Source organism: Streptomyces sp. NPDC001027 (genome assembly GCF_040299045.1).
Classification (GTDB): Bacteria; Actinomycetota; Actinomycetes; order Streptomycetales; family Streptomycetaceae; genus Streptomyces.
Genome location: NZ_JBEPBI010000033.1, coordinates 31,046 through 56,136 on the forward strand (window position 1 = coordinate 31,046; position 25,091 = coordinate 56,136).

Here is a 25,091-nt window from a genome sequence, read left to right on the forward strand (position 1 = left end):
TCCCGTGACGGAAGGCACCACCTCCGCCGCCGCCGAGGGTGCAGACACCCTGACCCGCCTGGAGCAGGAGGGCGAGATCGCGGCGGACTACCTCGAGGGTCTGCTGGACATCGCCGATCTCGACGGCGACATCGACATGGACGTCGAGGCCGACCGCGCCTCTGTGTCGATCATCAGCGACGCGGGCACCCGTGACCTGCAGAAGCTGGTCGGCCGCGACGGTGAGGTGCTGGAGGCGCTGCAGGAGCTGACGCGCCTGGCCGTGCACCGGGAGACCGGCGACCGCAGTCGGCTGATGCTGGACATCGCGGGCTACCGCGCCAACAAGCGCGCCGAACTCTCCGAGCTGGGGGCCAAGGCGGCCGCCGACGCGAAGAACAGCGGCGAGCCGGTACGGCTCAAGCCGATGACGCCCTTCGAGCGCAAGGTCGTCCACGACGCGGTCAAGGCCGCGGGCCTGCGCAGCGAGTCCGAGGGCGAGGAGCCGCAGCGCTTCGTCGTCGTGCTGCCCAACTGATTCGGTACGAACATCACCCCGGCCCCGTCTGTTGTGCAGACGGGGCCGGTCTTTGTCAGCCTGATAGTTCTGGTGGTCGGCGCTCGAAGCGCTGATGCGGTACGGAAGGACGGTCCCCGTGACGGAGGCAGCGGAGCTCCCCTCTGCGCCCGATGTGGCACGCGAGGTATTCGGCGATCGCTTCGATGATGCGGTCCGGTACGCCGAGCTGCTGGCCGAGGCAGGCGTGCAGCGTGGGCTCATCGGCCCGCGCGAGGTGCCTCGCCTGTGGGAGAGGCACCTGCTGAACTGCGCGGTGCTCTCCGAGGTCGTGCCGGAGGGGGTGACCGTGTGCGATGTGGGCTCGGGCGCTGGGCTGCCTGGTATCCCCCTGGCGCTCGTGCGGGAGGATCTGAAGATCACCCTGCTTGAGCCGCTGCTGCGCCGCACCAACTTCCTCACCGAGGTCGTCGAACTTCTGGGCCTCGATCATGTGACGGTCGCCCGTGGCCGCGCCGAGGAGGTCATGGGCTCGATGCCACCGGTCCACGTGGTGACCGCCCGCGCTGTGGCCCCTCTGGACCGGCTCGCCACCTGGGGCATCCCGCTGTTGCGGCCCTACGGTGAGATGCTCGCTCTCAAGGGCGACACCGCCGAGGACGAGCTGAAGAGTGCGGCCACCGCCCTGAGCAAGCTGGGCGCGGTGGGCACCTCCATCCTGCAGGTCGGTGAGGGAGTGGTCGACCCGCTGTCGACGGTGGTGCGCGTCGAGGTCGGGGAAAGCCCCGGCGGTGTGCGGTTCGCGGCCAAGCGGGCCAAGGCGGCGCGGACCGGCCGGACCCGGCGACGTCGCTGAGGCGTACTCCACACAAGCTGCCCGTCCTCCCCGTCGCGGAGTGTCGCAACGGTCCGGCCGCAGGCGCTGTGCATCGTGTTTCACGTGAAACGTCGCTCACTGCTCCACGGCATCATCAGTCGCGGTCGCGCCGCAGCCGAACCTCGCGACCGCAAGCCTCTCGGTTCACTCGATGAGGTGCGCGAGTTGTCCACAGAGGCGGATTTCTCCACAGAAGGCCAGGCCTCACTGGTTCACGACCCCGAAGACATGGGAGGCTCTGTTCATTGCGAGCCTGAAGTCGAGGAGAGTGAAGCCTTGCGGTCCGACGCAAACATCGCGGGACCGATGACCGATCCGGTCCCCGGTCCCCGTACCGAGTCATTTGGGGAGGATGTTTCACGTGAAACACCGCCTCCGATGGATGACACCCCGATCGGTCGTGCTGCCCAACTCGCGGTGGAGGCTCTGGGCCGCGCCGGCGAGGGTCTGCCACGCCCTGAGCAGACCCGTGTGATCGTCGTCGCCAACCAAAAGGGCGGTGTGGGCAAGACGACGACGACCGTCAACCTTGCCGCGTCCCTGGCCCTGCACGGTGGCCGTGTCCTGGTGGTCGACCTCGACCCACAAGGCAACGCATCCACGGCGCTGGGGATCGATCACCACGCCGAGGTGCCGTCCATCTACGACGTGCTGGTGGACAGCCGCCCGCTGTCCGAGGTCGTCCAGCCCGTCCCCGACGTAGAAGGCCTCTTCTGCGCCCCGGCCACGATCGACCTGGCCGGCGCGGAGATCGAGCTGGTCTCCCTGGTGGCCCGTGAGAGCCGACTGCAGAGAGCGATCCAGGCGTACGAGCAGCCGTTGGACTACATCCTCATCGACTGCCCGCCCTCCCTCGGCCTGCTGACGGTCAACGCGCTGGTGGCCGGCGCGGAGGTGCTGATCCCGATCCAGTGCGAGTACTACGCGCTGGAGGGGCTGGGACAGCTGCTGCGCAACGTCGACCTGGTGCGGGGGCACCTCAACCCCACCCTGCATGTGTCGACCATCCTGCTCACCATGTACGACGGCCGGACGCGCCTCGCGTCGCAGGTCGCCGAAGAGGTGCGCACCCACTTCGGCGAGGAGGTGCTGCGGACGAGCATTCCCCGATCCGTCCGCATCTCCGAAGCGCCGAGCTATGGGCAGACGGTGCTGACGTACGATCCCGGATCGAGCGGCGCCCTCTCCTATCTTGAGGCAGCACGAGAGCTCGCGCTGAAGGGCGTCGGGGTCAGCTATGACGCCACGCACGCCCATATCGGCGCTCAGAACAACCCGAACATGGTGGAGGGCGTCCAGTGAGTGAGCGACGGAGGGGGTTGGGCCGTGGTCTCGGTGCGTTGATCCCTGCTGCCCCGACGGAGAAGACGCCAGCGCAGGCTGCGATCGGCGGAGGGCCCACCTCCCCTGCGGCGGTGCCGGTGCTGACGACCGACCGGGGGGTGGCCGCAGCGAAGGTGGCCACACTGCCGGCTGTTTCACGTGAAACAGAGGACTCGTCCGCGAGCAGCGTCCTTGAGTCACCTGCGCCGCCCATCGGCGCACACTTCGCCGAGATCCCCCTCGACCACATCACGCCGAACCCGCGCCAGCCCCGTGAGGTCTTCGACGAGGATGCCCTGCATGAGCTCATCACCTCCATCCAGGAGGTCGGGCTCCTCCAGCCGGTCGTGGTGCGTCAGCTCGGCCCCGCGCGCTATGAGCTCATCATGGGCGAGCGGCGCTGGCGGGCCTGCCGTGAGGCCGGCCTGGAGGCGATCCCTGCGATCGTGCGGGCCACGGACGACGAGAAGCTGCTCCTGGACGCGCTCCTGGAGAACCTTCACCGGGCTCAGCTGAACCCGCTGGAAGAGGCGGCCGCCTACGATCAACTGCTCAAGGACTTCAACTGCACGCATGATCAGCTGGCGGACCGTATCGGGCGATCCCGCCCGCAGGTCTCCAACACTCTGCGTCTGCTGAAGCTCTCGCCGGCGGTTCAGCGCCGGGTCGCGGCCGGGGTGCTTTCCGCGGGCCACGCCCGGGCGCTGCTCTCCGTGGATGACTCGGAGGAGCAGGACCGGCTGGCCCACCGCATCGTCGCCGAGGGGCTGTCGGTGCGAGCGGTCGAGGAGATCGTGACCCTGATGGGCTCGCGTCCGCAGACGGCTCAGCGGGCCAAGGGGCCGCGGGCCGGTGGCCGGCTGTCGCCGGCGCTGACCGACCTCGCGACGCGGCTCTCGGACCGCTTCGAAACGCGGGTGAAGGTCGATCTCGGACAGAAGAAGGGGAAGATCACCGTCGAGTTCGCCTCGATGGAGGACCTTGAGCGCATCCTCGGCACGCTTGCTCCCGGAGAGGGGCCCGTGCTGCAGAAGGGCGTCATCGGCGGCGGCGCGGAGGAGACGGAAGACTGAGCGGCGGCTCAGCCCGGGCAGTGTCGGGCTGAGGAGCCAGTGAGCGTGAGCGAGCCGTGTCCGGTTGTCTACCGGAACACGGCTCGCTCTTTGCTTGCGGGCAGTATCGATGGTCTCGCATGGTGGATACGATGCGGAGGGGTTGTGGCGCATCCACCTGGCAGTACCTCGGAGCGGGAGGCGAGGGCATGCGAACGATGAGCCGGACCGGACTGGTGAGCGCAGGACTGGGACTGGGGGCGGTCGGCGGATTCGTCGGCAGTCTGCTCAGAGAACGGGGCGCTCTGGCAGCCGCTCGCGAAGCTGCGGGCGAAGGAAGCGAGGAACAGCCTTCATGGGGCGACGGCTCGTACCGCTCACGCTGGACAACCTTCAGGACCTTCCCAGACGCTGTCGCTCGTGTGTCTTCTGGGAACTGGACCCCGTCAGGGGTGAGGCCGCGGTAAAGGCGGGGACATCCGCCCTGGAGAAGGAGTCCTGGATCTCCGCCGTCCTGTTGGACTGGGGGTCGTGCGGCAGGGTCGTCTATGTGGACGACGTCCCGGTGGGCTTTGTTCTCTACGCGCCGCCCGCCTATGTGCCCCGCTCGACGGCATTTCCCACGAGCCCCGTGTCGCCGGATGCCGTGCAGCTGATGACGGCGTTCATCATGCCGGGGTACCAGGGGCAGGGGCTCGGGCGGGTGATGGTCCAGACGGTCGCGAAGGACCTGCTGCGACGGGGCTTCAAGGCGATCGAGGCGTTCGGCGACGCCCACTGGTCAGGGCCGGCCTGTGTGCTCCCTGCCGATCATCTGCTGGCGGTGGGCTTCAAGACGATGCGCTCTCATCCCGCGCATCCCCGCCTGAGGCTGGAACTGCGGACGACGCTGTCCTGGAAGGAAGACGTGGAGATGGCGCTCGACCGTCTGCTGGGGGCGGTCCAGAAGGAGCCCGCACTACGGCCTCTGTAGAGGCGCTCCGTGAGACCGGGCGTTTTCGGCGAGCTGATGTTTCACGTGAAACGTGTGTGGGCCGACCCCGAAGGGCCGGCCCACACACGTTCGTCGTGTAGCTGCCGCGATGCCGCACGAGCGGTGCGTCACTCGGAGATGAAGGTCTCCAGGTCGCGTACGAGCGCGGCCTTCGGCTTGGCGCCGACGATCGTCTTGGCGACCTCGCCGCCCTGGTACACGTTCAGCGTCGGGATCGACATGACGCCGTACTTGGCAGCCGTGGCCGGGTTCTCGTCGATGTTGAGCTTGACGATCTCGATCTTCTCGCCGTGCTCCGCGGCGATCGCCTCGAGGGAAGGAGCGATCTGGCGGCACGGACCGCACCACTCGGCCCAGAAGTCCACCAGGACGGGCTTGTCGCTCTTGAGGACGACCTCTTCGAAGTCGGCGTCGGTCACATTCTTCAGGGTGCCGGCCACAGGGGGCTCCTTACTTCTCTGTGCGGTGGGACGGGGAGGGGGGCAGACGGTGGTCGGTCAGACGGTGGTCTTCTCGGGCTCCGCCTGCTCCTCGTCGGCGAGAGCGGCGAGGTAGCGCTCAGCGTCGAGAGCGGAGGAGCATCCGGTGCCGGCTGCGGTGATCGCCTGGCGGTAGGTGTGGTCCACGACGTCGCCGGCGGCGAAGACACCGGTCAGGTTGGTGCGGGTGGACGGGGCGGTGACCTTGAGGTAGCCCTCTTCGTCGAGGTCGAGCTGACCCTTGAAGAGCTCGGTGCGCGGGTCGTGGCCGATGGCGATGAACAGTCCGGTCACCGCCAGGTCCGACAGCTCGCCGGTCTTGAGGTTGCGCAGCTTCAGCCCGGCAAGCTTCGGATCACCGTGGATCTCGGCGACCTCGCTGTCCCAGACGAACTTGATCTTCGGGTCGGCGAAGGCACGCTCCTGCATCGCCTTGGAGGCGCGCAGCGTGTCCCGGCGGTGGACGATCGTCACGGACTTGGCGAAGCGCGAGAGGAAGGTCGCCTCCTCCATTGCGGTGTCGCCGCCGCCGATCACGGCGATGTCCTGGTCCTTGAAGAAGAAGCCGTCACAGGTGGCGCACCAGGAGACACCGCGGCCGGACAGGGCGTCCTCGTTCGGCAGGCCGAGCTTGCGGTGCTGGGACCCGGTGGTCACGATGACGGCCTTGGCACGGTGGATCGTGCCGGCGGTGTCCGTGACGGTCTTGATCTCACCGGTGAGGTCCACGGAGACGATGTCGTCGGGGATCAGCTCGGCGCCGAAGCGCTCGGCCTGGGCGCGCATGTTGTCCATGAGCTCGGGGCCCATGATGCCGTCCTGGAAGCCGGGAAAGTTCTCGACCTCGGTGGTGTTCATCAGAGCACCGCCCGCGGTGACGGCACCTTCGAACACCAGCGGCTTCAGCGACGCGCGCGCGGTGTACAGCGCGGCGGTGTAGCCGGCGGGACCGGAGCCGATGATGATCACGTTACGGACGTCGCTCACGGCTGGATTCCTCGTCTCTGGGGACTGCATCGGTCGAGCGGTGGGAGCCACTTGGACTCTCACCCCACCCAACGGATCCTAAGGGGCGCGCATTCCCGCTGTGTCCGGGCACACGAAGGGACGAGACCGCCGGGAACGTCGACGGAGAGACGATGCAGGACCGCGGGTGTCGGTGACGCGGGGAAACGTCGTGTCAGCGACGGGGGTAAGAGGTCGTCAGGAGAACGTCGGCGGGACTCGCCGAGGGATGGGTCACACAGGACTTGTCCACGATGTAGGCGTCGACCCGCGTGCTGTCCGATGTGTCGGGGAGCACGACGAGCAGAGCTGCCGTCCCTTGGTATGTGCCCTCTTCGGTGGCGAGAGCCGCGTCACTGCGTCCGATCCCCTGCTGAACGCACGACGGAACCGTGGGCTGTCGCAGGACCCGCGGCGATCCCTTGTCGGTCTCGCCGCCGGTCTCTCCGTTGATGCCCATGCTCTGCGGGGTCCGAGAGACTCCGGCCTTGGACAGGAGCGCGGCGACCTGGCCCTCGAGCTTGCTCGTGGAGAAGGTGTCCGGCGAGGCGGACTGATGTGCCAAGGTGCCCGGGCTCCCGGCGTCCGTGAGGGACGACACCAGGACCGACCCGAGTCCCAGCGCCGCCGCAGTGAAGACCGCGCCGAGGACGGCCACCTGACGACGACCGAGCCGCTTGCGGTTGGTGCCGCTCTCCCGGCTCTCCCGGCCCTTGTGCGGTTTGCGGCCCGGCCCCGTGGTGGCGCTGCGGGCATGCCCCGAGGGGCGACCTGACGCCGCCGCTGTTTCACGTGAAACACCGGTCGCTTCCGCGTCGGGGGTGAGGGAGGCGGATGCCTCGTGAACATCGTCCTCACCAGGAGCCGCGACGCTCAGCAGAGCCTCGGCGGCGAGGGCGGCGTCGATACGGCGGGCGACGTCGTCCGGCATCTGCGGCGGTTCGGGCTGAGCGCCGAGGAGGCCTCGGATCTCCTCCAGCGAGGCATGGACGTCCGCGCACAGGGTGCAGGAGTCCAGATGCCGGCGGACCGCGGTGCTTCGGTCGGAATCGAGCAGGCCCTCGGTGAGGTCGGAGATCTCCGCGACGTCCGGGTGTCCGGTCGTGTCCGTCGTCGTTGTCACGCCCGCCCACCTCCGCCCTTCACAGCAGCTGAATCGCCTGTCCCGGCGCTGTCCGGATCCTCCACGGGAGTTTCCGCTGCCGGTGGGACGGATGTCCCCTGCGCCCGGTTCCGTCCTGGAGCGCCGTCTCTTCCGTCGGCCTCGGGATCCCTGCCGGTGTCACCGCCGTCCGGCCGCAGATGCGTGAGCAGGGGCAGGAGTCTCGCTCTGCCGCGGGCGCAGCGGCTCTTGACGGTGCCGGTCGGCACGTCGAGGACGCGAGCGGCCTCGGCGACGGGGTAGCCCTGCATGTCCACGAGGACCAGTGCGGCCCGCTGATCGGGCGGGAGGGTGCCGAGCGCTTCGATGAGCTGGCGGTGCACGTCATTGCGTTCCGCAGGGGCGGACGCGGACTCGTGCGGCTCCAGCAACTGCTCCAGCCGCTCGGCGTCGTCGACCGGCGAGGTCTTGCGGGAAGCGGCCTTGCGGGCGCGGTCCAGACAGGCGTTGACCGTGATGCGGTGCAGCCAGGTCGTGACGGCGGACTGGCCGCGGAAGGTGTGGGCGGCCCGGTAGGCGGACACCAGGGCGTCCTGGACGGCGTCAGCGGCCTCCTCGCGGTCTCCCAGCGTGCGCAGGGCCACCGCCCAGAGGCGGTCACGATGACGCCGCACGAGCTCACCGAAGGCGTCGGGATCGCCTGCGACGTGGCGGGCGAGGAGGTCCGTATCGCTCACTGCGTCGTGTGCGGCGCCGTTCGCCATGGGCCTCCTCCCCCTCCGGTGAGACGTCAGCCCGTGAACTTCACGTCGGTGATGGCCTGCTTGTAGCCGGCGCCGGTCCACTCGTCGCCGGGGTTCTTGGGCGCGGCGGTGATCCATACGAGAACGTACCGCGTCTTCACCGCCGTCTTGGCGGAAATCTTCAGTTCCCGTCCCGACGTCCGGGCGTCCGCGATCTTCTTCATCGACGTGAGAGGAGCCGACGACGAGAGCGAGTCGGCCGCGTACATGCCGGCGGCGGTGTAGTCGCCGCCGTAGAGAAGCCCTATCGAGACCGCGGAGACCTCCTTCTCCGAGCCGAGGTCGTAGACGATTCCCACGCCCTTCTTGTACGGCGCGAGCACGGGCCCGGCGTCGAAGGATCGCGACCGCCAGTACGTCGAACTGTCGCCGTCGTAGGTGAGCTTCGCGTCGTTGGCGTGCTGCGGGGTGCCGTCCGGGTAGTACTCGGCGGCGTCGTGGATCTTGAGCACGCTGACCGGCTTGGGCGCCGCGCTGTTCTTGTCGCCCTCGTCCGTCGTCTGTGTCTGGTTGGTGTCGTCGGGCTTGCTCCGGTCCATCAGGGCGTCCGCGAGCTGCCAGCTGCCCAGTCCGAGCGCGGCGATGAGGAGAGCGGAGACCGCCCACTTCAGGGCCCTGCCGGTGCGGCTCTGCAGCGGAGGCGGCGGCACCGGCACCCGCTGTGTGGCAGCCGGGTGCGGCGCGGGGCGGCCGTAGGTGCCCTGCTGGTACGTCGTGCGCTGGTACTCCGGCGGTGCGGTGAAGGCCGGCTCCGGCGGGCGGATGCGGGGCATCTCGCCGATAGCCTTCACCAGCTCCTCCGGCGTGGTGCAGGCGGCCTCATGCCGGGAGGCGGTCGCGCCGTCGTTCACGAGCGCGCGCATGGACAGCTCCGACAGCCCGCGGTGGACGCCGGCACGCACCTGGTCGGGTGCGATCAGCCCGACGTCCTTGGGCAGGCCGGACAGCCCGTAGGCGTCGTTCTCGTAGGGCCAGCGCTGGGTGAGCGCCGCGTAGAGCAGGGCGCCGATCGCCTCGGTGTCGGTGCGCTGAGGGGTCTCGGTGGAGACGCCGCGCAGGGCGGCGTTCACGGCGAGGCCGCGGATGCGCCACTGTCCCGAGGAGGTGCGCAGCACGGCGTTGGGGTTCAGCCGCAGGTGCGACAGGCCTTCGCGGTGCGCCGCGGCCATCGCGGAGGCGATCTGACTGACCATCTGGTAGGCGTCGTGCGGCTCCAGCGGACCGGCCGCGAGCAACGCGGTCAGTTCGGTGGCGTCGGGCAGCCACTCGTGGACGACGTAGACGAGGTCGTTCTCCTCGACGGCGTCCAGCACCTGGACGAAGCGGGGATCGCCCAGCAGGGCGGAGGAGCGGGCCGCGGCCAGCACCGAACGCGCCCGTGAGTGGTCCGCGGGCAGGATGTGGACGCCCACGGCCCGGCGGAGTTTCTCGTCGACCGCACGCCAACTGCTGAAGCCGTCCAGACGGGTGACGCACTCTTCGAGGCGGTAGCGTCTGGCGAGCTTGTGACCGCTGTGCAGTTCCGGCGGTGAGGCCTTTCCGGGATGTTCCGTCCCGCCGCTCCCCTGTGCCTCGTCGCTGTCCGTGTCCTGCTCCCGGTTCTTGACCACCCCGTCGGCCGTGGACTGGTCCGCTTGTGCGGTCAGCGGTTCGTCACCGCTGTTGTCTGCCACGTCGACGGCAGCTGTGCTCCGTTCCGCCACCGTCGTTCCTGCCTCCCCATCCATTGCGCGCCGTCCGACCCCGTGCGCGCCGTCCGACGCCGAACCCAATTGTGCCCACAGTCCGACGCTATGCACGACACGCGGCGGCGGACGATGGTTGTGCGCCTACCCCTTGCCTCAGCGACCCAGGCGTCCGCGCACCATACCGACGAGCGAGTTGAGCTCCTCGATGCGCATGCGGCGGGCGGCGACGAAGAAGACGCCGAGCAGCAGCGCCCCGCCGGCCAGCAGCGCGGCGAACGAGCCCAGGACGCCCTGACCGAGACTGTGGCCGATGCCGTAGCAGGCCGCGCCGCTGATGAGGGCGGCCGGCACGGAGGCGATGCACAGACGGGCGTACGTGCGCAGGACGTGGGAGCCGTCGAGGTCGCCGCCCAGCCGCTTGCGCAGCCGGTTCCAGGCGACGCCGACGCCGATCGCGTATGCCAAACCGTAGGAGGCCGCCATGCCGACCACCGCCCAGCGGGTGGGGAGGACGAAGTAGCAGACCAAAGAGGCGCTCGCGTTGACCGCCGCCACGATGACCGTGTTGTAGAAGGGCGTGCGGGTGTCTTCGTAGGCATAGAAGGCGCGCAGGACGACGTACTGCACGGAGTACGGGATCAGGCCGAGACCGAAGGCCATCAGCATGAAGCCCATGTTGGTGGCCGAGCCGGTGCCCGAGGAGCCGAAGATCAGTGTGCACATCGGGATGCCGAGCGCGAGGAAGCCGAAGGCGATCGGCACGATCGCGACCGCGGTGGTGCGCAGGCCCTGCGAGATGTCGTCGCGGACGGCGCCCCCGTCGTCCTCGGCGGCCGAGCGGGAGATGCGGGGCAGCAGCGCGGCCATCAGGGAGACCGTGATGATGGCCTGCGGCAGGCCCCAGATGAGCTGGGCGTTGGCGTAGGCCGCGAAGCCGGTGCCGTCGATGTGCGAGGCCTTGCCCGCCGACGTGGACAGCTGGGTGACGACGAGCGCGCCGGCCTGGTTGGCCAGGACGAACAACACGGTCCACTTGGCGAGGGTCGCCGCCTTGCCGAGGCCGTGGCCCTTCCAGTCGAAGCGCAGCCGCATCCGGAACCCGGTCTCGCGCAGGTACGGGATCATCGCGAGGGCCTGGACGACCAGGCCGAGCAGGACGCCGACGCCGAGGAGCCGCTCGGCCTCCGGCGGGATGGTCGTGACCTTCATCCCCGAGTCGGCGGAGGTGCCGTAGACCCAGATGAACATGCCCAGCGTCACGATGATGACGATGTTGTTGAGGACCGGCGTCCACATCATCGCCCCGAACTTCCCGCGCGCGTTGAGGATCTGACCCATCACCACGTGGACGCCCATGAAGAAGATCGAGGGCAGGAAGTAGCGGACGAAGGTGACGCCCACCTCGTTGGCCGCCGGCTCGCCGGCCACCGAGTCGGACAGCAGACGGATCAGGACGGGCGCGGCGGCGATCGCGGCGACGGTGAGCAGTCCGAGCGCCACCATGACCAGCGTGAGCAGGCGGTTGGCGAAGGCCTCGCCGCCGTCCTCGTCCTCCTTCATGGCGCGCACGAGCTGCGGCACGAAGACGGAGTTGAGGCCGCCGCCGACGGTCAGGATGTAGATCATCGTGGGCAGCTGGTAGGCCACCTGGAAGGTGTCGCCGAGGAGGCCGACGCCCAGCGCCGAGACGATCAGCGCGGACCGGACGAAGCCGGTCAGGCGAGAGACCATCGTGCCCGCCGCCATGACGGCGCTGGACTTCAGCAGCCCCGCGGCGCGTCCGCCCTTCTTCGAGGCGGCCGGGGCGTCGGGCAAGGGAGCCGCGTCCGGCGTGGCGGTGAGGTTCATCGTCTGGTCCACCCCGGGCGGCGGGGACACCGGTCCCGGGCGGCGGGCAGCCGCCGCCGGACCGCCGGGAGCCTGTGCCGGGCCCGGCACGGCCGAGCCGGCCTGCTGCGGGTGACCGCCCTGCTGCTGGTCCCGGAAGAGGTGGGCGAAGGCGTCGGGCTGGTGCTGCTGCTCGCCCGAGTGCGTCACCAGATCGTCGACGCCGACGAACTGGGTGGTGCGCGGGTCGTCGCCGTAGGGCAGGTACTGGGTGGGGCCCTCCGGCTCGGGCGCCGGGGTCCGGGCCCACATACGCGGGTCGGGGGCGTACGGGGACTGCTCAGGCGTGCCGTACAGCGGCTGCGGCGGCTGGTGGGAGCCCGGGGGCGGCGGGGGGTGCGCGGCACGGTCGTAGAGCGCCTCGGCGACCGGATCCTGTGCGGTGAGGTCCTGGGACCGGTAGGGATCCTGGTCGTAGGCGTCCTGGAGGTACATGTCCGCGGGGTGCTGCGGCGGCACCTGCCCGTTCTCGGGCGGCATGCCCTCGGGAGGGCCCGAGCGGCCCGCGGCCTGGCCGCGGTCACCCTCGTACGGCGCGTTCATGGTTACCCCACCTCATCGTCCCGGGCCCACCGGCCACGACTTCCTCAACGGTCCACTCTCTCACCCGTGCCGGACGGGTCCGCGCTTTCCGCTGCGGTGTCCGGTGTCCCGTCACTCGGCTGCTGCGGGCCCTCCGCCCCGGTCGGGACGCCGGACTCCTCCTCGGCGTGCTCCGCGGAACCCCCGGAGCTCTCCGGGCCGGCGGAGGGCTCGTCCGCCGCGTCGGACCCGGCCTCGTCGCCCTCCTGGGAGGCGTCCGGCTCCGCGGCCGCCCGTGCCGCGGCGCGCTTGCGGTGGGTGTACATGCGGAAGCCCGCCAGCACGAGGAGCAGGACGCCGCCGCCGATGACCAGCATCACCGTGGCGGTGATCTCGGTGACCTTCACCTCGAAATCGACCGCGTTGCCGTACTTCTGGCCGTCCTCGGTGTACAGCTGCGCGATCACCCGGGTCTGGCCGTTGACGTTGGCCGACGTGGTGAACTTCACCGTCGAGGTGTGCCCGCCGGAGACGGTGACCCGCTGCTCGGCGTAGTCGTCGCCGCCGATCTCCAGACGGGTCGGGTTGGTCGAGGTGAGCCGCAGGATCAGGTGGTCGACGCCCTGCACCAGGTTGTTCTGCACGGTCACCGGGATCGTGGCGCTGCGCCCGGAGAGCTTCGTGTCCGACTTGTCGATCAGCTTGACCTGGCCGGTGAGGGTGTCGAGGTACTCCCGCACGCTCTGCCGGAAGGCGCTCGCTTCGGTGCTGCGGCCTCGCCAGGACGTGGACATCTCGCGGTTTATGGCCCGCCCGAAGGGGGTCACCACCCGGGCTTCCCGAGCGAGGATGACCTTGAAGTTGTCGAGTTCTTCCTGGGTCTCGGCCATCTGCTCGAAGGCCGACCGGGGCAGTTGCTGCTTGCGCAGCGCGGCGGGATACGCCTTCTTCGACGGCACCGTGGTGCTGGCGCGCGGATCCGGCTTGGCCTTGGCGGCCGCCGTGAGCGGCTGGGACTGTGACCAGGTCGCGGTCTGGAGCGTGGTGAGGGCCTGGGCCAGTGCCCTGGCCTGGGCGGCGGTCTGCATCCGCTGCGGGGCGACGACGATGCTGCGCTGCTTGTCCGTCTGCAGGTTCAGCTCGAGGCTCTGGGCGAGGAACCGCTGTACGGCGAGCGTGGCCGCGGAGGCCCTCGTCAGATCGCCCTGGAACGCCGTCGACAACCGTGCGTCCGCCACCACGGCCGTGATGCCGCCGCCGATCGGCCGGGCCGCGGACGGCGTGTACGAGAGGTCGCCGTCCGTCAGGCTGTCGCTGCGCGCGATCACCTTGTCGGCGCCGGCGGAGGTGGCGACCTTCACGATCGAGGGGTCGACGGCGCCTTCCACCGGCCAGGCGTAGTCGGTGCTCGGGGTCACGTGGAGCACCGTCTCCACCGTGGTGGCGGCGACGTCGGTGGCGGCCTTGAGCTGGTTCAGCGAGCCGGTGACGCCGTTGCCGTTGTGCGCGAGCGAGGCCAGATCGGGGTCGGCGAAGGGCAGTGCCACGACTTCCTTGCCGGTGACCGCGCTCTGCAGATCGGCGAGCCACTGCTTGGCGACCGCCTGACGGGTGCCGGCCGTGGTGGCGTCGCCCTCACCGCGGATCCGGTAGCTGCCGGTCATGGCGTCGACGGACGCCAGCAGGTCCGGGTCGATCACCCAGGTGACGTCGAGTTCCCTGCCGAGGCTCAGCAGCTGGTCGAGGCGGCCGCCGGGCGAGATCTCCCGGGCCAGGTCGTCGTTGAGGAAGACAGGAGTCTGCTGGGCGTTCGAGCCGGTCTCCGCCGTCATGTGGACGCTGGAGGTCAGCGGCCACAGCACGGTCGTCCGGGTGCGGGTGTCCGCCGTGTCGGGCTGCCACGGCAGGAAGGTCCGCTGCACACCCAGCACCTGCTCCCACTGCCTGGCCGACGTCTCGCCGGAGAGGGTGACGCTCAGCGGGTAGACGCCGTCCTTGTCGAGGTCGAGCTTGTCGACCGGGACGGCGATGCTGAAGTGCTCCGCGACGCCCGGCGTGAGCTTGGCGAACGCGGCGACGTACTTGCCGCCCACCTCGGCGCCCTCTGCGGGGAGGGCGTCCGCGTGGTCGGCGGCGCTGTCGATCGCCGAGCGGGTGGTGAGCGGTGAGCCCACGCTCAGGCCCACGTGGGCGTCGGTGACGGCCTGCTTGCCGTTGTTGGTGACCGTGCCGGAGACGGTCACCGTGTCCCCTTCACCGGGAACGGCGGGGGTGAGCGAGTCCACGGCGACGGCCACGGTTCCCGCGTCGGAGGAGTCCTTGGCGGCGGAGTGGCCGGCGGCCTGTGCGGGCAGCTGAAGGAGACCGGCCAGCAAGGGCGCTCCGGCGAGCAGTGCGCCGGTGCGCCGCAGCCACCGGCGGGCAGGTGAGGGGTGCATCCCCGGGAAGTCTGCCGCCTCGGCCACGCGTTCGCCCGTCCTCGTCGTCGTCAGTGGTCGTCGGAATGTGCGTCCACGCATGGTAACGATGCGCGCTGAGGGGAAGTGCCGCGGACTGCGCCACAAGATCGTGAAGGAACGGTGGCCCCGTCCGCTGTATACCGTTATGCAGCCGGACGTTCTCCCAGGGGCTTATGGGCCGCATAAAGAGAGGTTGCACCCTTACTCGAGGGTACGTCCGGCGGCGCCGAAACAGGGGGGCCTCGGCTCGCGGGGCCACGTACCCTCTTCTGTTGTGCCGAACGCCAACGAAGACAACCTCAGCGCCCTGAGTCAGGTGCAGCTCCGCGCGGTGAGCGAACTCCTGCGGGTCGCTCCTGTCGCCGACGACCTCGCCCGCCGTTTCCAGGAGGCCGGATTCTCCCTCGCCCTGGTCGGCGGCTCGGTCCGGGACGCTTTGCTCGGCCGGCTCGGCAACGATCTGGACTTCACGACGGACGCCCGGCCCGAGGACGTCCTGAAGATCGTGCGCCCCTGGGCGGACTCCGTGTGGGAGGTCGGGATCGCCTTCGGCACCGTGGGCCTGCAGAAGGAGGCCCGGGTCGAAGGCGTGGACCGGTGCTTCCAGATCGAGGTCACCACCTACCGCTCCGAGGCGTACGACCGCACCTCGCGCAAGCCCGAGGTGTCCTACGGCGACTCCATCGAGCAGGACCTCGTCCGGCGCGACTTCACCGTCAACGCCATGGCCGTGGCGCTGCCCGAGAAGGAGTTCATCGACCCGCACGGCGGTCTCGGCGACCTCGCGGCCCGGGTTCTGCGCACTCCGGGCACGCCGGAGGAGTCCTTCTCGGACGACCCGCTGCGCATGATGCGCGCTGCCCGTTTCGCCGCCCAGCTCGACTTCGAGGTCGCCGCAGAGGTCGTCACGGCCATGACGGAGATGGCCGACCGTATCGAGATCGTCTCGGCCGAGCGGGTTCGGGACGAGCTGAACAAGCTGATCCTCTCCGCGCACCCGCGCAAGGGGCTGACTCTGCTGGCCGACACCGGCATCGCCGCTCATGTGCTGCCCGAGCTGCCCGCCCTGCGGCTGGAGACCGACGAGCATCACCGGCACAAGGACGTCTACGAGCACACCTTGATCGTCCTGGAGCAGGCGATCGACCTCGAGGAGGACGGCCCCGACCTCGTGCTGAGGCTCGCCGCGCTGCTGCATGACATCGGCAAGCCGCGCACCCGCCGCTTCGAGAAGGACGGCCGCGTCTCGTTCCACCACCACGAGGTGGTCGGAGCGAAGATGACGAAGAAGCGCATGACGGCCCTGAAGTACTCCAACGAGTTGGTGAAGGACGTCTCACGACTGGTCGAGCTCCACCTGCGCTTCCACGGGTACGGCATGGGCGAGTGGACGGACTCCGCGGTGCGTCGCTACGTCCGGGACGCCGGGCCGCTCCTCGAACGCCTCCACAAGCTGACCCGCTCGGACTGCACCACGCGGAACAAGCGCAAGGCGGCGTCGCTCTCGCGGGCGTACGACGGGCTGGAGGAGCGCATCGCCCAGCTGAAGGAGAAGGAGCAGCTGGACGCGATTCGCCCCGACCTCGACGGCAACCAGATCATGGAGATCCTGGGCGTCGGGCCGGGCCCCGCCATCGGCAACGCGTACAAGCATCTGCTGGAGCTGCGCCTGGAGCACGGGCCGATGGAGTACGACGCCGCGGTGACCGCCCTCAAGCAGTGGTGGGCCGAGCAGGGCTGAGATCGCGACGAGGGGCATGTTTCACGTGAAACATGCCCCGGGGCGGTCTGATCGCCGGACGTGACAAGGGGCGGTGTTTCACGTGAAACACCGCCCCTTCGTGCGCTGCCTTACTTCTTCGCGTAGTCCTTCAGGCAGAGCAGGAAGTTACTGCCGTCGCCGGTCTCGGTGTACGAGTACTGGAAGTCCTTGGCCTCGGCCTTGCACTTGCTGTCGGCGGTGAGCTCCGTGAACGTGCCCTTGACCTTCGCGAGCACGATGTACTGCGCCTGCGAGGAGTCGCACTTGACGACCTCAAGGTCGGGGTCGTTGTCGTTGCTGTTGCCGCGGTGCATGCAGTCGCCGACCGCAGCCGTCTTGGCGTCGTCCTGGCTCGATATGTAGGCGCCGATGGCCGCTCCGATGACCGCGATCACGATGACCACGTTCTTGATCAGCTTGAAGCTGACCTTGCGGCGCGGCGGCTCCGGCGGAACGGCGCCGTAGGGAGCCGCGCCCGGCTGGGGGTAGCCGCCCTGCGGCGGGTAGGGCGCCTGGCCCTGGGGCTGGCCGTAGGGCTGCTGGCCCTGCTGCGCAAACGGGTTCTGGCCCTGGGGCGGCGGAGTCGACACTTTGGGGTCCCCCTAGAAACTTAGGTGTGGCGCGAAATCATTCGCGAAGTAAGACGCACGTAAGTTACCGGGCCCCACTGACAACGCCGTACCTGAGGGGGAGTCTGTGTCATTGATGTGACACTCGGCGACGTGCAAAGCGGGCCATAGTGACAGCATTTGCTCCGTAGATAACGGCGATCGTGACCACGAGCGCGGCAGAGCGGCCGTCAGGCGGCAGCATCAGGGCGGAGATTGCGGCGGCGCCGACGAACGCGACGTTGAACAGCACGTCGTAGAGCGAGAAGATCCGGCCGCGGAAGCCGTCCTCCACACGGGACTGGACGACGGTGTCGGTGGCGATCTTCGCGCCCTGGGTGGCCAGCCCCAGGGCGAACGCGGCGACGAACGCGGCGGTGCGGGCGAAGGGGAGCATCAGCAGGGGTTCCAGCACCATGGCCGCCGCGGAGCAGACGACGATCCAGCGGATCGGGCCAAGTCGCCCCACCGCCGCGGGCGTCACCACCGCCGCGACGAAGAAGCCGGCTCCGGAGACGCCCACCGCGACTCCCAGCAGGGCCAGTCCGTCGTCAGGGTCGGACGACCAGGCGTACCGGCACAGCATCAGCACCATGACGGTCAGCGCGCCGTAGCAGAACCGCATCAGGGAGATCGAGACGAGCGCCCAGGCAGCCTCCTTGCGACGCGGCTCGGACAGATGCCGCACGCCGGCCGAGAGGCCCCGCACGGTGCCCTTGAGCGAGGCCGCCAGCCCGGGCCGGACCGCTGCACGGTCGGGCCCGAGGAGGTTCGCGGCCATGGACAGGGACATGAGCGCGGCGCACAGATACAGGGTGCACGCCAGCAGTACCACCGCCGTATCGGAGTCGGCGACGAGCCGGACGGCGAAGGCGAGACCGCCGCCCGCGACCGCGGCCAGCGTCCCGGCCGTCGGTGAAAGGGAGTTGGCCATCACCAGACGCTCGCCGTCGACCACGCGCGGAAGGGCAGCGGACAGACCGGCGAGGACGAAGCGGTTGACCGCGGTGACGCACAGCGCGGAGGCGTAGAAGAGCCAGTCGGGCGCCCGGCCGACCATCAGCGCGGCTGTCGCGGACGCCAGCAGGGCGCGCAACAGGTTGCCGTGGAGGAAGACCTGCCGACGGCGCCAGCGGTCCAGCAGGACGCCGGCGAAGGGACCGACCAGCGAATAGGGCAGCAGCAGGACCGCCATGGCGGAGGCGATCGCGGTGGCCGACGCCTGCTTCTCCGGGGAGAACACGACGTAGGTGGCGAGCGCGACCTGGTAGACGCCGTCCGCGCACTGCGAGAGCAGCCGCACGGCGAGCAGGCGACGGAAGTTCCCGAAGCGCAGCAGGACGCGCAGATCATGGACGACGGCCATGGGCACAGCCTCACATACGGGGAGGGTCCCCGGGTCGGCTGACCCGGGGACCCTTCTCAGCCCTGGCAGGAGCGAATTCCGTTCGGGGTCGGGCTAGCGCTCGACCTCGCCGCGGATGAACTTCTCGACGTTGGCGTAGGCCTCGTCGTCGAAGTACTGGACCGGCGGGGACTTCATGAAGTAGCTCGACGCCGACAGGATCGGACCGCCGATGCCGCGGTCCTTCGCGATCTTCGCGGCGCGCAGGGCGTCGATGATGACACCCGCGGAGTTCGGGGAGTCCCACACCTCGAGCTTGTACTCGAGGTTCAGCGGGACGTCGCCGAAGGCGCGGCCCTCGAGGCGGACGTACGCCCACTTGCGGTCGTCCAGCCAGGCCACGTAGTCCGAGGGGCCGATGTGAACGTTCTTCTCGCCCAGCTCGCGGTCGGGGATCTGCGAGGTGACGGCCTGCGTCTTCGAGATCTTCTTGGACTCGAGGCGGTCGCGCTCCAGCATGTTCTTGAAGTCCATGTTGCCGCCGACGTTGAGCTGCATGGTGCGCTCGAGACGGACACCGCGGTCCTCGAACAGCTTGGCCATCACACGGTGCGTGATGGTGGCGCCGACCTGGGACTTGATGTCGTCGCCGACGATCGGGACGCCCGCCTCGGTGAACTTGTCCGCCCACTCCTTGGTGCCGGCGATGAAGACCGGGAGAGCGTTGACGAACGCGACCTTGGCGTCGATGGCGCACTGGGCGTAGAACTTCGCCGCGTCCTCGGAGCCGACGGGCAGGTAGCAGACGAGGACGTCGACCTGTCGGTCCTTGAGGATCTGGACGACGTCGACCGGGGCCTCGGCGGACTCCTCGATGGTCTCGCGGTAGTACTTGCCGAGACCGTCCAGGGTGTGGCCGCGCTGGACCGTGACGCCCTTGTTCGGGACGTCGCAGATCTTGATGGTGTTGTTCTCGCTGGCGCCGATGGCGTCCGAGAGGTCGAGGCCGACCTTCTTCGCGTCGACGTCGAAGGCGGCGACGAACTCGACGTCACCGACGTGGTACTCCCCGAACTGCACGTGCATCAGGCCCGGCACCTTGGTCGCCGGGTCGGCGTCCTTGTAGTACTCGACGCCCTGCACCAGCGATGCCGCGCAGTTGCCCACGCCGACGATGGCTACGCGAACCGAACCCATTCCGGTTGCTCCCTGTGTGTACGAGTGAGGCCCTGAGTGGACGCTCACGTGGCGGTGTCGTCGGGCGAATCCGTCCCGGGGGTGTCCCCGGGACGGGGCAGGACGCCCGTCGATCCAGATGTGGTGTTCTGCTGAGCGGGCCCCCCGGAGTCGGAACCCTTCAGGTCCCGTCCGGCCCGCTCGCTCTCGATGAGCTCGTTCAGCCAGCGCACTTCGCGCTCCACGGACTCCATTCCGTGGCGCTGGAGCTCAAGCGTGTAGTCGTCGAGGCGCTCCCGTGTGCGCACCAGGGAGGCGCGCATCTTCTCGAGGCGCTCCTCCAGCCGGCTGCGGCGGCCCTCCAGCACGCGCATGCGCACATCACGTGACGTCTGCCCGAAGAAGGCGAAACGAGCGGCGAAGGTCTCGTCCTCGTACGCGTCGGGGCCGGTCTGTGAGAGCAGCTCCTCGAAGTGATCCTTACCCTCGGCCGTCAACCGGTAGACGATCTTGGCGCGCCGCCCTGTGAGAGGCGCGGCGAGGGCGTCCTCGGGGGTGTTCCCCGGCTCTTCGATCAACCAGCCGTTGGCGACCAGCGTCTTGAGGCAGGGGTAGAGCGTGCCGTAGCTGAAGGCACGGAACACGCCCAGTGATGTGTTGAGTCGTTTGCGCAGCTCATAGCCGTGCATCGGGGACTCGCGGAGCAGCCCGAGGACGGCGAACTCGAGGATCCCGGAACGCCGGCTCATCGTCGCCTCCCCTCGGTCCGTCTCTGCTTATCTCGCGCTGATGTATCGACTCGATACATCACGACGATAGAACGGCCTTCCGGATGCGACAAGAGGGGAAACGGTGAACGGGATCACATCACTGATTAGTTGGAGGCAGGTTGTCTGATTTGGGGTGAAGTTTGGGGCTAGGCAGGTTTTGGCGGTGCGTAGTCTGTGCGCCATGCACACCACCGGGACCCATGAGACGCCGGGGGGCGTCGAGGTCCTCGGTGCAGTACGGGTGAATGCGCGACCGACCGCGTCCGTACTTTGGGGGGACAGGAAACCAGCCGCCTTTTCCAGGCGCGCACGGATGCGCCTGCCCGAGGAGTAATCGTTCGATGAGCGAGCACCGTCGCAAACCGCCGCAGCCGCAGGGAGGCGGACGTGCCGCGGCCCGACGCGGCCAGTCCGGTGCGTCCTCCGGCCGCCGCGCGGCACCGCGAGGCGCCACCGGATCTCCCTCCGACTACGGCTTGGGGCAAGGGGTCGGAGGCGAGGAGCAGCCGTTCGGCAGCCGTGCCGACGCCCGACGCGGGTCCCCGAGGAACGCGGGCGGACGGCGTAGAGCACCCGAACCCGCGGGAGGTCGGCGTGGCGGGTCCACCGGCCCGGGCCGCGGCAGAGGGCGTGCCACGCCTGACCGGAAGCGTCTGGTCGACTACCCGCGCGCCGGGAAGGACGGCTGGCAGCGCTGGGTGCCGTCCTGGAAGCTCGTCACCGGCCTGTTCGTCGGTTTCGTCGGCAGCCTGGTGGCCGTGGCGGGCATCGGGTACGCGATGGTCGGCATTCCGGACATCGCCAAGACGGCGACGGCCCAGAACAACGTCTACTACTGGAAAGACGGCACCCAGATGGTTGCCACCGGTGGTGAGACGAACCGGCAGAACATCGACCTCTCGCAGATCCCGGAGGAGATGCGCTGGGCGGTGATCTCGCAGGAGAACAAGACCTTCTACGACGACAGCGGCATCGACCCCAAGGGCATCGCCCGCGCCGTGTTCAACATGGCCCGGGGCGGACAGACGCAGGGCGGATCGACGATCACCCAGCAGTACGTCAAGAACGCGATGCTCAACGACCAGTCGCAGACGCTCTCCCGGAAGTTCAAGGAGATCTTCGTGTCCATCAAGGTGGGCGCCGAGGTCGACAAGAACCAGATCATGGCCGGCTACCTGAACTCCGCGTACTACGGCCGCAACGCCTACGGCATCCAGGCCGCCGCGCGCGCCTACTTCGACAAGGACGCGATCAAGCTCAACCCGGGTGAGTGCGCCTTCCTGGCCGCCATGCTGAAGGGCGCCACGTACTACGACCCGGCCGGCGCGCCCTCCGTCGACCCGGTCGGCGCCACGCCCGCCGCCAACAGCAAGCGGGCTCTGCGCCAGATGCAGGACACGCTCGACAAGATGGTCGAGTACGGCCACCTGGACGCCTCCGTGCGCGCCAAGTACCCGACCCTCCCCGAGTGGCAGAACCCGCGCTCGAACACCGACCTCAAGGGCCAGGTCGGCTATCTCGTCGACCTCGCCAACGGCTACCTGGTCACGAACAGCAAGAAGACCGGGATCACCCAGGACTCGCTGCAGCAGGGCGGCTACTCGATCTACACGACCTTCGACAGGAGAAAGGTCACGAAGCTCGAGGAGGCGGTCAAGAAGGTCCAGCAGGCCAACATCAAGCCGAAGCAACGGCCGGAGACGGACACCCACGTGCAGTTCGGCGGGGCGTCCGTGGAACCGTCCACCGGCGCGATCAGGGCCATCTACGGCGGTGAGGACGCCACCAAGCACTTCACCGACAACGCCGACCAGACCGGCGCGCAGGTCGGTTCGACGTTCAAGCCCTTCGTGCTGGCGGCGGCGATGACCTGGGGCGTGCGCAACCCGGACCTGGGATCGTCGCAGGCCCAGGACGAGCGCACCATCGTCTCGCCGAAGAGCCTGTTCAGCGGCAAGAACAAGCTCAAGATCAAGAACTACGACGGCACGGTCTGGAAGAACGAGAAGGGCGAGGAGTGGCTGCAGACGAACGACGGCAACGTCTCGCTCGGCACGCCGCCCAATTTCAAGATCGACCTGCGGGAGGCGATGCGTGAGTCGGTGAACTCCGCCTTCGTGCAGCTGGGCATGGACGTGGGCCTGGAAAAGGTGAAGGACTCCGCCATCAAGGCGGGCCTGAAGCCGTCCAGCCTGACCAACAGCGGCTTCCCGTCGTTCTCCATCGGCATCTCCGACCCGAGCGCGATCCGGATGGCGGGCGCGTACGCCACCTTCGCCGCCAGCGGCAAGCAGCGCGACCCGTACTCCGTGGAGAAGGTCACGAGCGAGAAGGGTCAGATCTTCACGCACGAGGACGAGACCGAGGATGCGTTCACGGACAAGGTCGCCGACAACGTCACCGACATCCTCAAGACCGTGGTCGAGAAGGGCACCGGTACCAACGCCCAGCTTCCCGGCCGTCAGGTCGCGGGCAAGACCGGTACCACCGACGGCAACAAGTCGGCCTGGTTCGTGGGCTACACCCCGCAGCTGTCGACCGCGGTCAGCATGTTCCGCTACGACGACGACGAGACGAACAAGAACCGGACGTTCCTGGAGATGTTCGGAACGGGCGGCCAGAAGAAGATCCACGGCGCCTCGTTCCCGGCGCAGATCTGGCACGACTACATGGCTGAAGCCCTGAAGGGCACCCCGGCCAAGGACTTCCCGGAACCCGAGCCCATCGGCGAGGTCGTCAACGCGGAGCCGTCGCCGTCGCCGTCGCCGTCGGCTTCCGAATCCGAGGAAGAGAAGCCGTCGCCGTCGCCGTCCCCCAGCCAGCCCTCGATCGAGCCCGCGCCCTCCGCGTCGGAGACCTGCAACAACTTCTTCGGCTGCGACGGCCAGAGCAACGGCGGGGCGAACGGAGGAAACGGCAACGGCGGAAACGGCAACGGTGGTAATGGCGGTAACGGCGGCACCAGCCCATCGCCGAGTACGTCGGACAACGAGGGCGATCCCAGAGGCAGTACCAGCAACGGGTTCTTCGGAGGGCCGGCTGGTTAGCCGTATTTCAGCCGGCTCGTAGTCCGGCTTGGGTGTTTCACGTGAAACATGCGCATGTTTCACGTGAAACGAGGGCCGCTCCACCGCACCAGGTGGGGCGGCCCTCGGCGTTTACCTAGCTCTGTACGGCAGGATGTCGCCCATGCCCAGTGCAGAATCGACGCCGGCCCGCCTGAATGAGCCGAATCCGGTAACGCCGACCAGCGAAGACCCGGTGGCCGCTGCCGGCAGTGAGCTGATCGGCGGCCCTCTCGGCCGACGAGCCCTGCTGGGGACGTCCTGGTGGACCCCCGTACGGATCATCGCGCTCGTGGCGATCGGGATGTTCGCCCTAGGACTGATCCAGAAGGCGCCCTGCTACAACGGAGGCTGGTTCTTCGGCGCCAGCACGCAGTACACGCACGCCTGCTACTCGGACATCCCGCACCTCTACCAGGGGCGCGGATTCGCCGACGGACTCGTGCCGTACTTCGACAAGCTCCCAGGTGACATGGACTACCTCGAGTACCCGGTGCTGACCGGTGTGTTCATGGAGGTGGCCAGCTGGCTGACGCCGGGCAGCGGCAGCATCCAGCACCAGGAGCAGTGGTACTGGATGGTCAACGCCGGGATGCTGATGGCGTGCGCCGCCGTCATCGCCGTCTGTGTGACCCGGACGCACGCCCGGCGACCGTGGGACGGCCTGCTGATCGCCCTGGCGCCCGCCGCCGCGCTGACCGCGACCATCAACTGGGACCTGCTGGCGGTCGCTCTGACGGCCCTGGCGATGCTGATGTGGTCCCGGGGCCGGGCGCTGGCGTTCGGCCTGCTGCTGGGCCTCGCGACTGCCGCGAAGCTCTACCCGGTCTTCCTGCTCGGCCCGCTGTTCGTGCTGTGCTGGCGTGCCGGGAAGTGGCGGGACTTCGGCAAGGCGCTGGGAGGCGCGGCCGTGGCCTGGCTCGTGGTGAACCTGCCGGTCATGCTCTTCGCCTTCGAGGGGTGGTCCAAGTTCTACCGGTTCAGCCAGGAGCGGGGCGTCGACTTCGGCTCCTTCTGGCTGATCCTGGCCCAGAACTCCAGCGACCCGCTCACCACCGACAGCGTGAACACGCTGGCCACGCTCCTGGTCGTCCTGTGCGCCGTGGGCATCGCCGCGCTCACGCTGACGGCGCCGCGCCGGCCCCGCTTCGCTCAGCTGGCCTTCCTGATCGTCGCGGCCTTCATCCTGACCAACAAGGTCTACTCGCCGCAGTACGTCCTGTGGCTGGTGCCGCTGGCGGTACTGGCCCGGCCGAAGTGGCGGGACTTCCTGATCTGGCAGGCGTGCGAGGTCGTCTACTTCCTGGGCATCTGGATGTACCTCGCGTACACGACCAGCGGCGACGCCCACAAGGGCCTGCCGACCGACGGCTATCACTGGGCCATCGGCGTCCACCTGCTGGGAACGCTCTATCTGTGCGGCGTGGTCGTGCGCGACATCCTGATGCCGGAACGGGACGTGGTGCGTCTGGGCGGCGACGACGATCCCTCGGGCGGGGTGCTCGACGGAGCGGAGGACGTCTTCGTCCTCGGCGCGGCCGCCCATCCTCCCCGGCACGCTTCGCACTTCGACGGCCCCCAGGTGGACTGGGGCAAGCAGGAGGTCATCGACAGTTCGCCGTGAGCGAACACCGCCTGTGCGGACGTGGCAGAGGCCGTGGGCGCAACCTCCGCCCAC

Annotated in this window: 19 protein-coding genes; 8 read left to right on the forward strand and 11 right to left on the reverse strand. The window is 68.9% G+C overall.

The genetic code is table 11. The annotated features are described in order from the left end of the window. Window positions 1-4 precede the first annotated feature (4 nt). The 5 genes from ABT300_RS12715 (at window position 5) to ABT300_RS12735 (ending at window position 4,721) form a co-directional block, all read left to right on the forward strand. Window positions 5-517 carry a Jag family protein gene (locus ABT300_RS12715; RefSeq protein WP_351674412.1) on the forward strand — a complete coding sequence of 171 codons (513 nt, stop codon included), beginning with the start codon at window positions 5-7 and terminating at the stop codon, window positions 515-517. Window positions 518-635: 118 nt separating this feature from the next. Further along, window positions 636-1,352 (forward strand): 16S rRNA (guanine(527)-N(7))-methyltransferase RsmG, encoded by a 717-nt coding sequence (rsmG, locus tag ABT300_RS12720; protein ID WP_351674413.1) that lies wholly within the window; start codon window positions 636-638, stop codon window positions 1,350-1,352. Between the two features lie 249 nt (window positions 1,353-1,601). Then, window positions 1,602-2,675 (forward strand): AAA family ATPase, encoded by a 1,074-nt coding sequence (locus tag ABT300_RS12725; protein ID WP_319277060.1) that lies wholly within the window; start codon window positions 1,602-1,604, stop codon window positions 2,673-2,675. Then, window positions 2,672-3,769 carry a ParB/RepB/Spo0J family partition protein gene (locus ABT300_RS12730; protein WP_351674414.1) on the forward strand — a complete coding sequence of 366 codons (1,098 nt, stop codon included), beginning with the start codon at window positions 2,672-2,674 and terminating at the stop codon, window positions 3,767-3,769. Before ABT300_RS12725 ends, ABT300_RS12730 begins: the two co-directional genes overlap by 4 nt. Window positions 3,770-4,103: 334 nt before the next feature. Then, on the forward strand, window positions 4,104-4,721 hold the full coding sequence (locus ABT300_RS12735) for a GNAT family N-acetyltransferase (protein ID WP_319276869.1): 618 nt from the start codon (window positions 4,104-4,106) through the stop codon (window positions 4,719-4,721). A gap of 128 nt (window positions 4,722-4,849) precedes the next feature. Here ABT300_RS12735 and trxA read toward each other — a convergent pair whose 3' ends face one another. The 7 genes from trxA to ABT300_RS12770 all read right to left on the reverse strand — a co-directional run bounded on the left by trxA (window position 4,850) and on the right by ABT300_RS12770 (window position 14,693). Beyond that, complete coding sequence (gene trxA / locus ABT300_RS12740) at window positions 4,850-5,182, reverse strand: thioredoxin (protein WP_057576621.1); 333 nt, start codon at window positions 5,180-5,182, stop codon at window positions 4,850-4,852. 57 nt (window positions 5,183-5,239) lie between these two features. Next, the gene (gene trxB / locus ABT300_RS12745) at window positions 5,240-6,208 is read right to left on the reverse strand and encodes a thioredoxin-disulfide reductase (RefSeq protein WP_351674415.1); all 969 of its coding nucleotides are present in this window, start codon (window positions 6,206-6,208) and stop codon (window positions 5,240-5,242) included. 193 nt (window positions 6,209-6,401) lie between these two features. Continuing rightward, window positions 6,402-7,349: an RsmA family anti-sigma factor gene (locus ABT300_RS12750; RefSeq protein ID WP_351674416.1), complete on the reverse strand. Its 948-nt coding sequence runs from the start codon at window positions 7,347-7,349 to the stop codon at window positions 6,402-6,404. Then, window positions 7,346-8,092, reverse strand: a complete 747-nt coding sequence (gene sigM / locus ABT300_RS12755) for an RNA polymerase sigma factor SigM (protein WP_351674417.1) — start codon at window positions 8,090-8,092, stop codon at window positions 7,346-7,348. Before sigM ends, ABT300_RS12750 begins: the two co-directional genes overlap by 4 nt. Before the next feature lie 26 nt (window positions 8,093-8,118). Further along, the gene (locus ABT300_RS12760) at window positions 8,119-9,834 is read right to left on the reverse strand and encodes a protein kinase family protein (protein ID WP_351674418.1); all 1,716 of its coding nucleotides are present in this window, start codon (window positions 9,832-9,834) and stop codon (window positions 8,119-8,121) included. Window positions 9,835-9,972: 138 nt separating this feature from the next. After that, on the reverse strand, window positions 9,973-12,249 hold the full coding sequence (murJ, locus tag ABT300_RS12765; protein WP_351674419.1) for a murein biosynthesis integral membrane protein MurJ: 2,277 nt from the start codon (window positions 12,247-12,249) through the stop codon (window positions 9,973-9,975). A 44-nt stretch (window positions 12,250-12,293) separates the two neighbouring features. After that, a complete protein-coding gene (locus tag ABT300_RS12770; RefSeq protein ID WP_351674420.1) occupies window positions 12,294-14,693 on the reverse strand; it encodes a DUF6049 family protein in 2,400 nt (799 codons plus the stop codon). 268 nt (window positions 14,694-14,961) lie between these two features. Between ABT300_RS12770 and ABT300_RS12775 the strand changes: the two genes are divergently transcribed. Beyond that, window positions 14,962-16,428 carry a CCA tRNA nucleotidyltransferase gene (locus tag ABT300_RS12775; protein ID WP_351674421.1) on the forward strand — a complete coding sequence of 489 codons (1,467 nt, stop codon included), beginning with the start codon at window positions 14,962-14,964 and terminating at the stop codon, window positions 16,426-16,428. Between the two features lie 110 nt (window positions 16,429-16,538). On the opposite strand, the gene ABT300_RS12780 is transcribed toward ABT300_RS12775, so the two are convergent. From ABT300_RS12780 to ABT300_RS12795, 4 genes are all read right to left on the reverse strand, one after another. Beyond that, window positions 16,539-17,039, reverse strand: coding sequence for an LppU/SCO3897 family protein (locus ABT300_RS12780; protein ID WP_351674422.1), 501 nt, complete (start codon window positions 17,037-17,039; stop codon window positions 16,539-16,541). Between the two features lie 109 nt (window positions 17,040-17,148). Beyond that, window positions 17,149-18,423: an MFS transporter gene (locus ABT300_RS12785; protein ID WP_351674423.1), complete on the reverse strand. Its 1,275-nt coding sequence runs from the start codon at window positions 18,421-18,423 to the stop codon at window positions 17,149-17,151. 93 nt (window positions 18,424-18,516) lie between these two features. Next, a complete protein-coding gene (locus ABT300_RS12790; protein WP_351674424.1) occupies window positions 18,517-19,599 on the reverse strand; it encodes an inositol-3-phosphate synthase in 1,083 nt (360 codons plus the stop codon). 44 nt (window positions 19,600-19,643) lie between these two features. Next, window positions 19,644-20,327, reverse strand: coding sequence for a PadR family transcriptional regulator (locus ABT300_RS12795; RefSeq protein ID WP_351674425.1), 684 nt, complete (start codon window positions 20,325-20,327; stop codon window positions 19,644-19,646). Window positions 20,328-20,689: 362 nt separating this feature from the next. Between ABT300_RS12795 and ABT300_RS12800 the strand changes: the two genes are divergently transcribed. Then, entirely contained in the window at window positions 20,690-23,395 is a 2,706-nt protein-coding gene (locus tag ABT300_RS12800; protein ID WP_351674426.1) for a transglycosylase domain-containing protein, read from the forward strand. Window positions 23,396-23,537: 142 nt separating this feature from the next. Next, entirely contained in the window at window positions 23,538-25,037 is a 1,500-nt protein-coding gene (locus tag ABT300_RS12805; protein ID WP_351674427.1) for a glycosyltransferase family 87 protein, read from the forward strand. Window positions 25,038-25,091 lie beyond the last annotated feature (54 nt).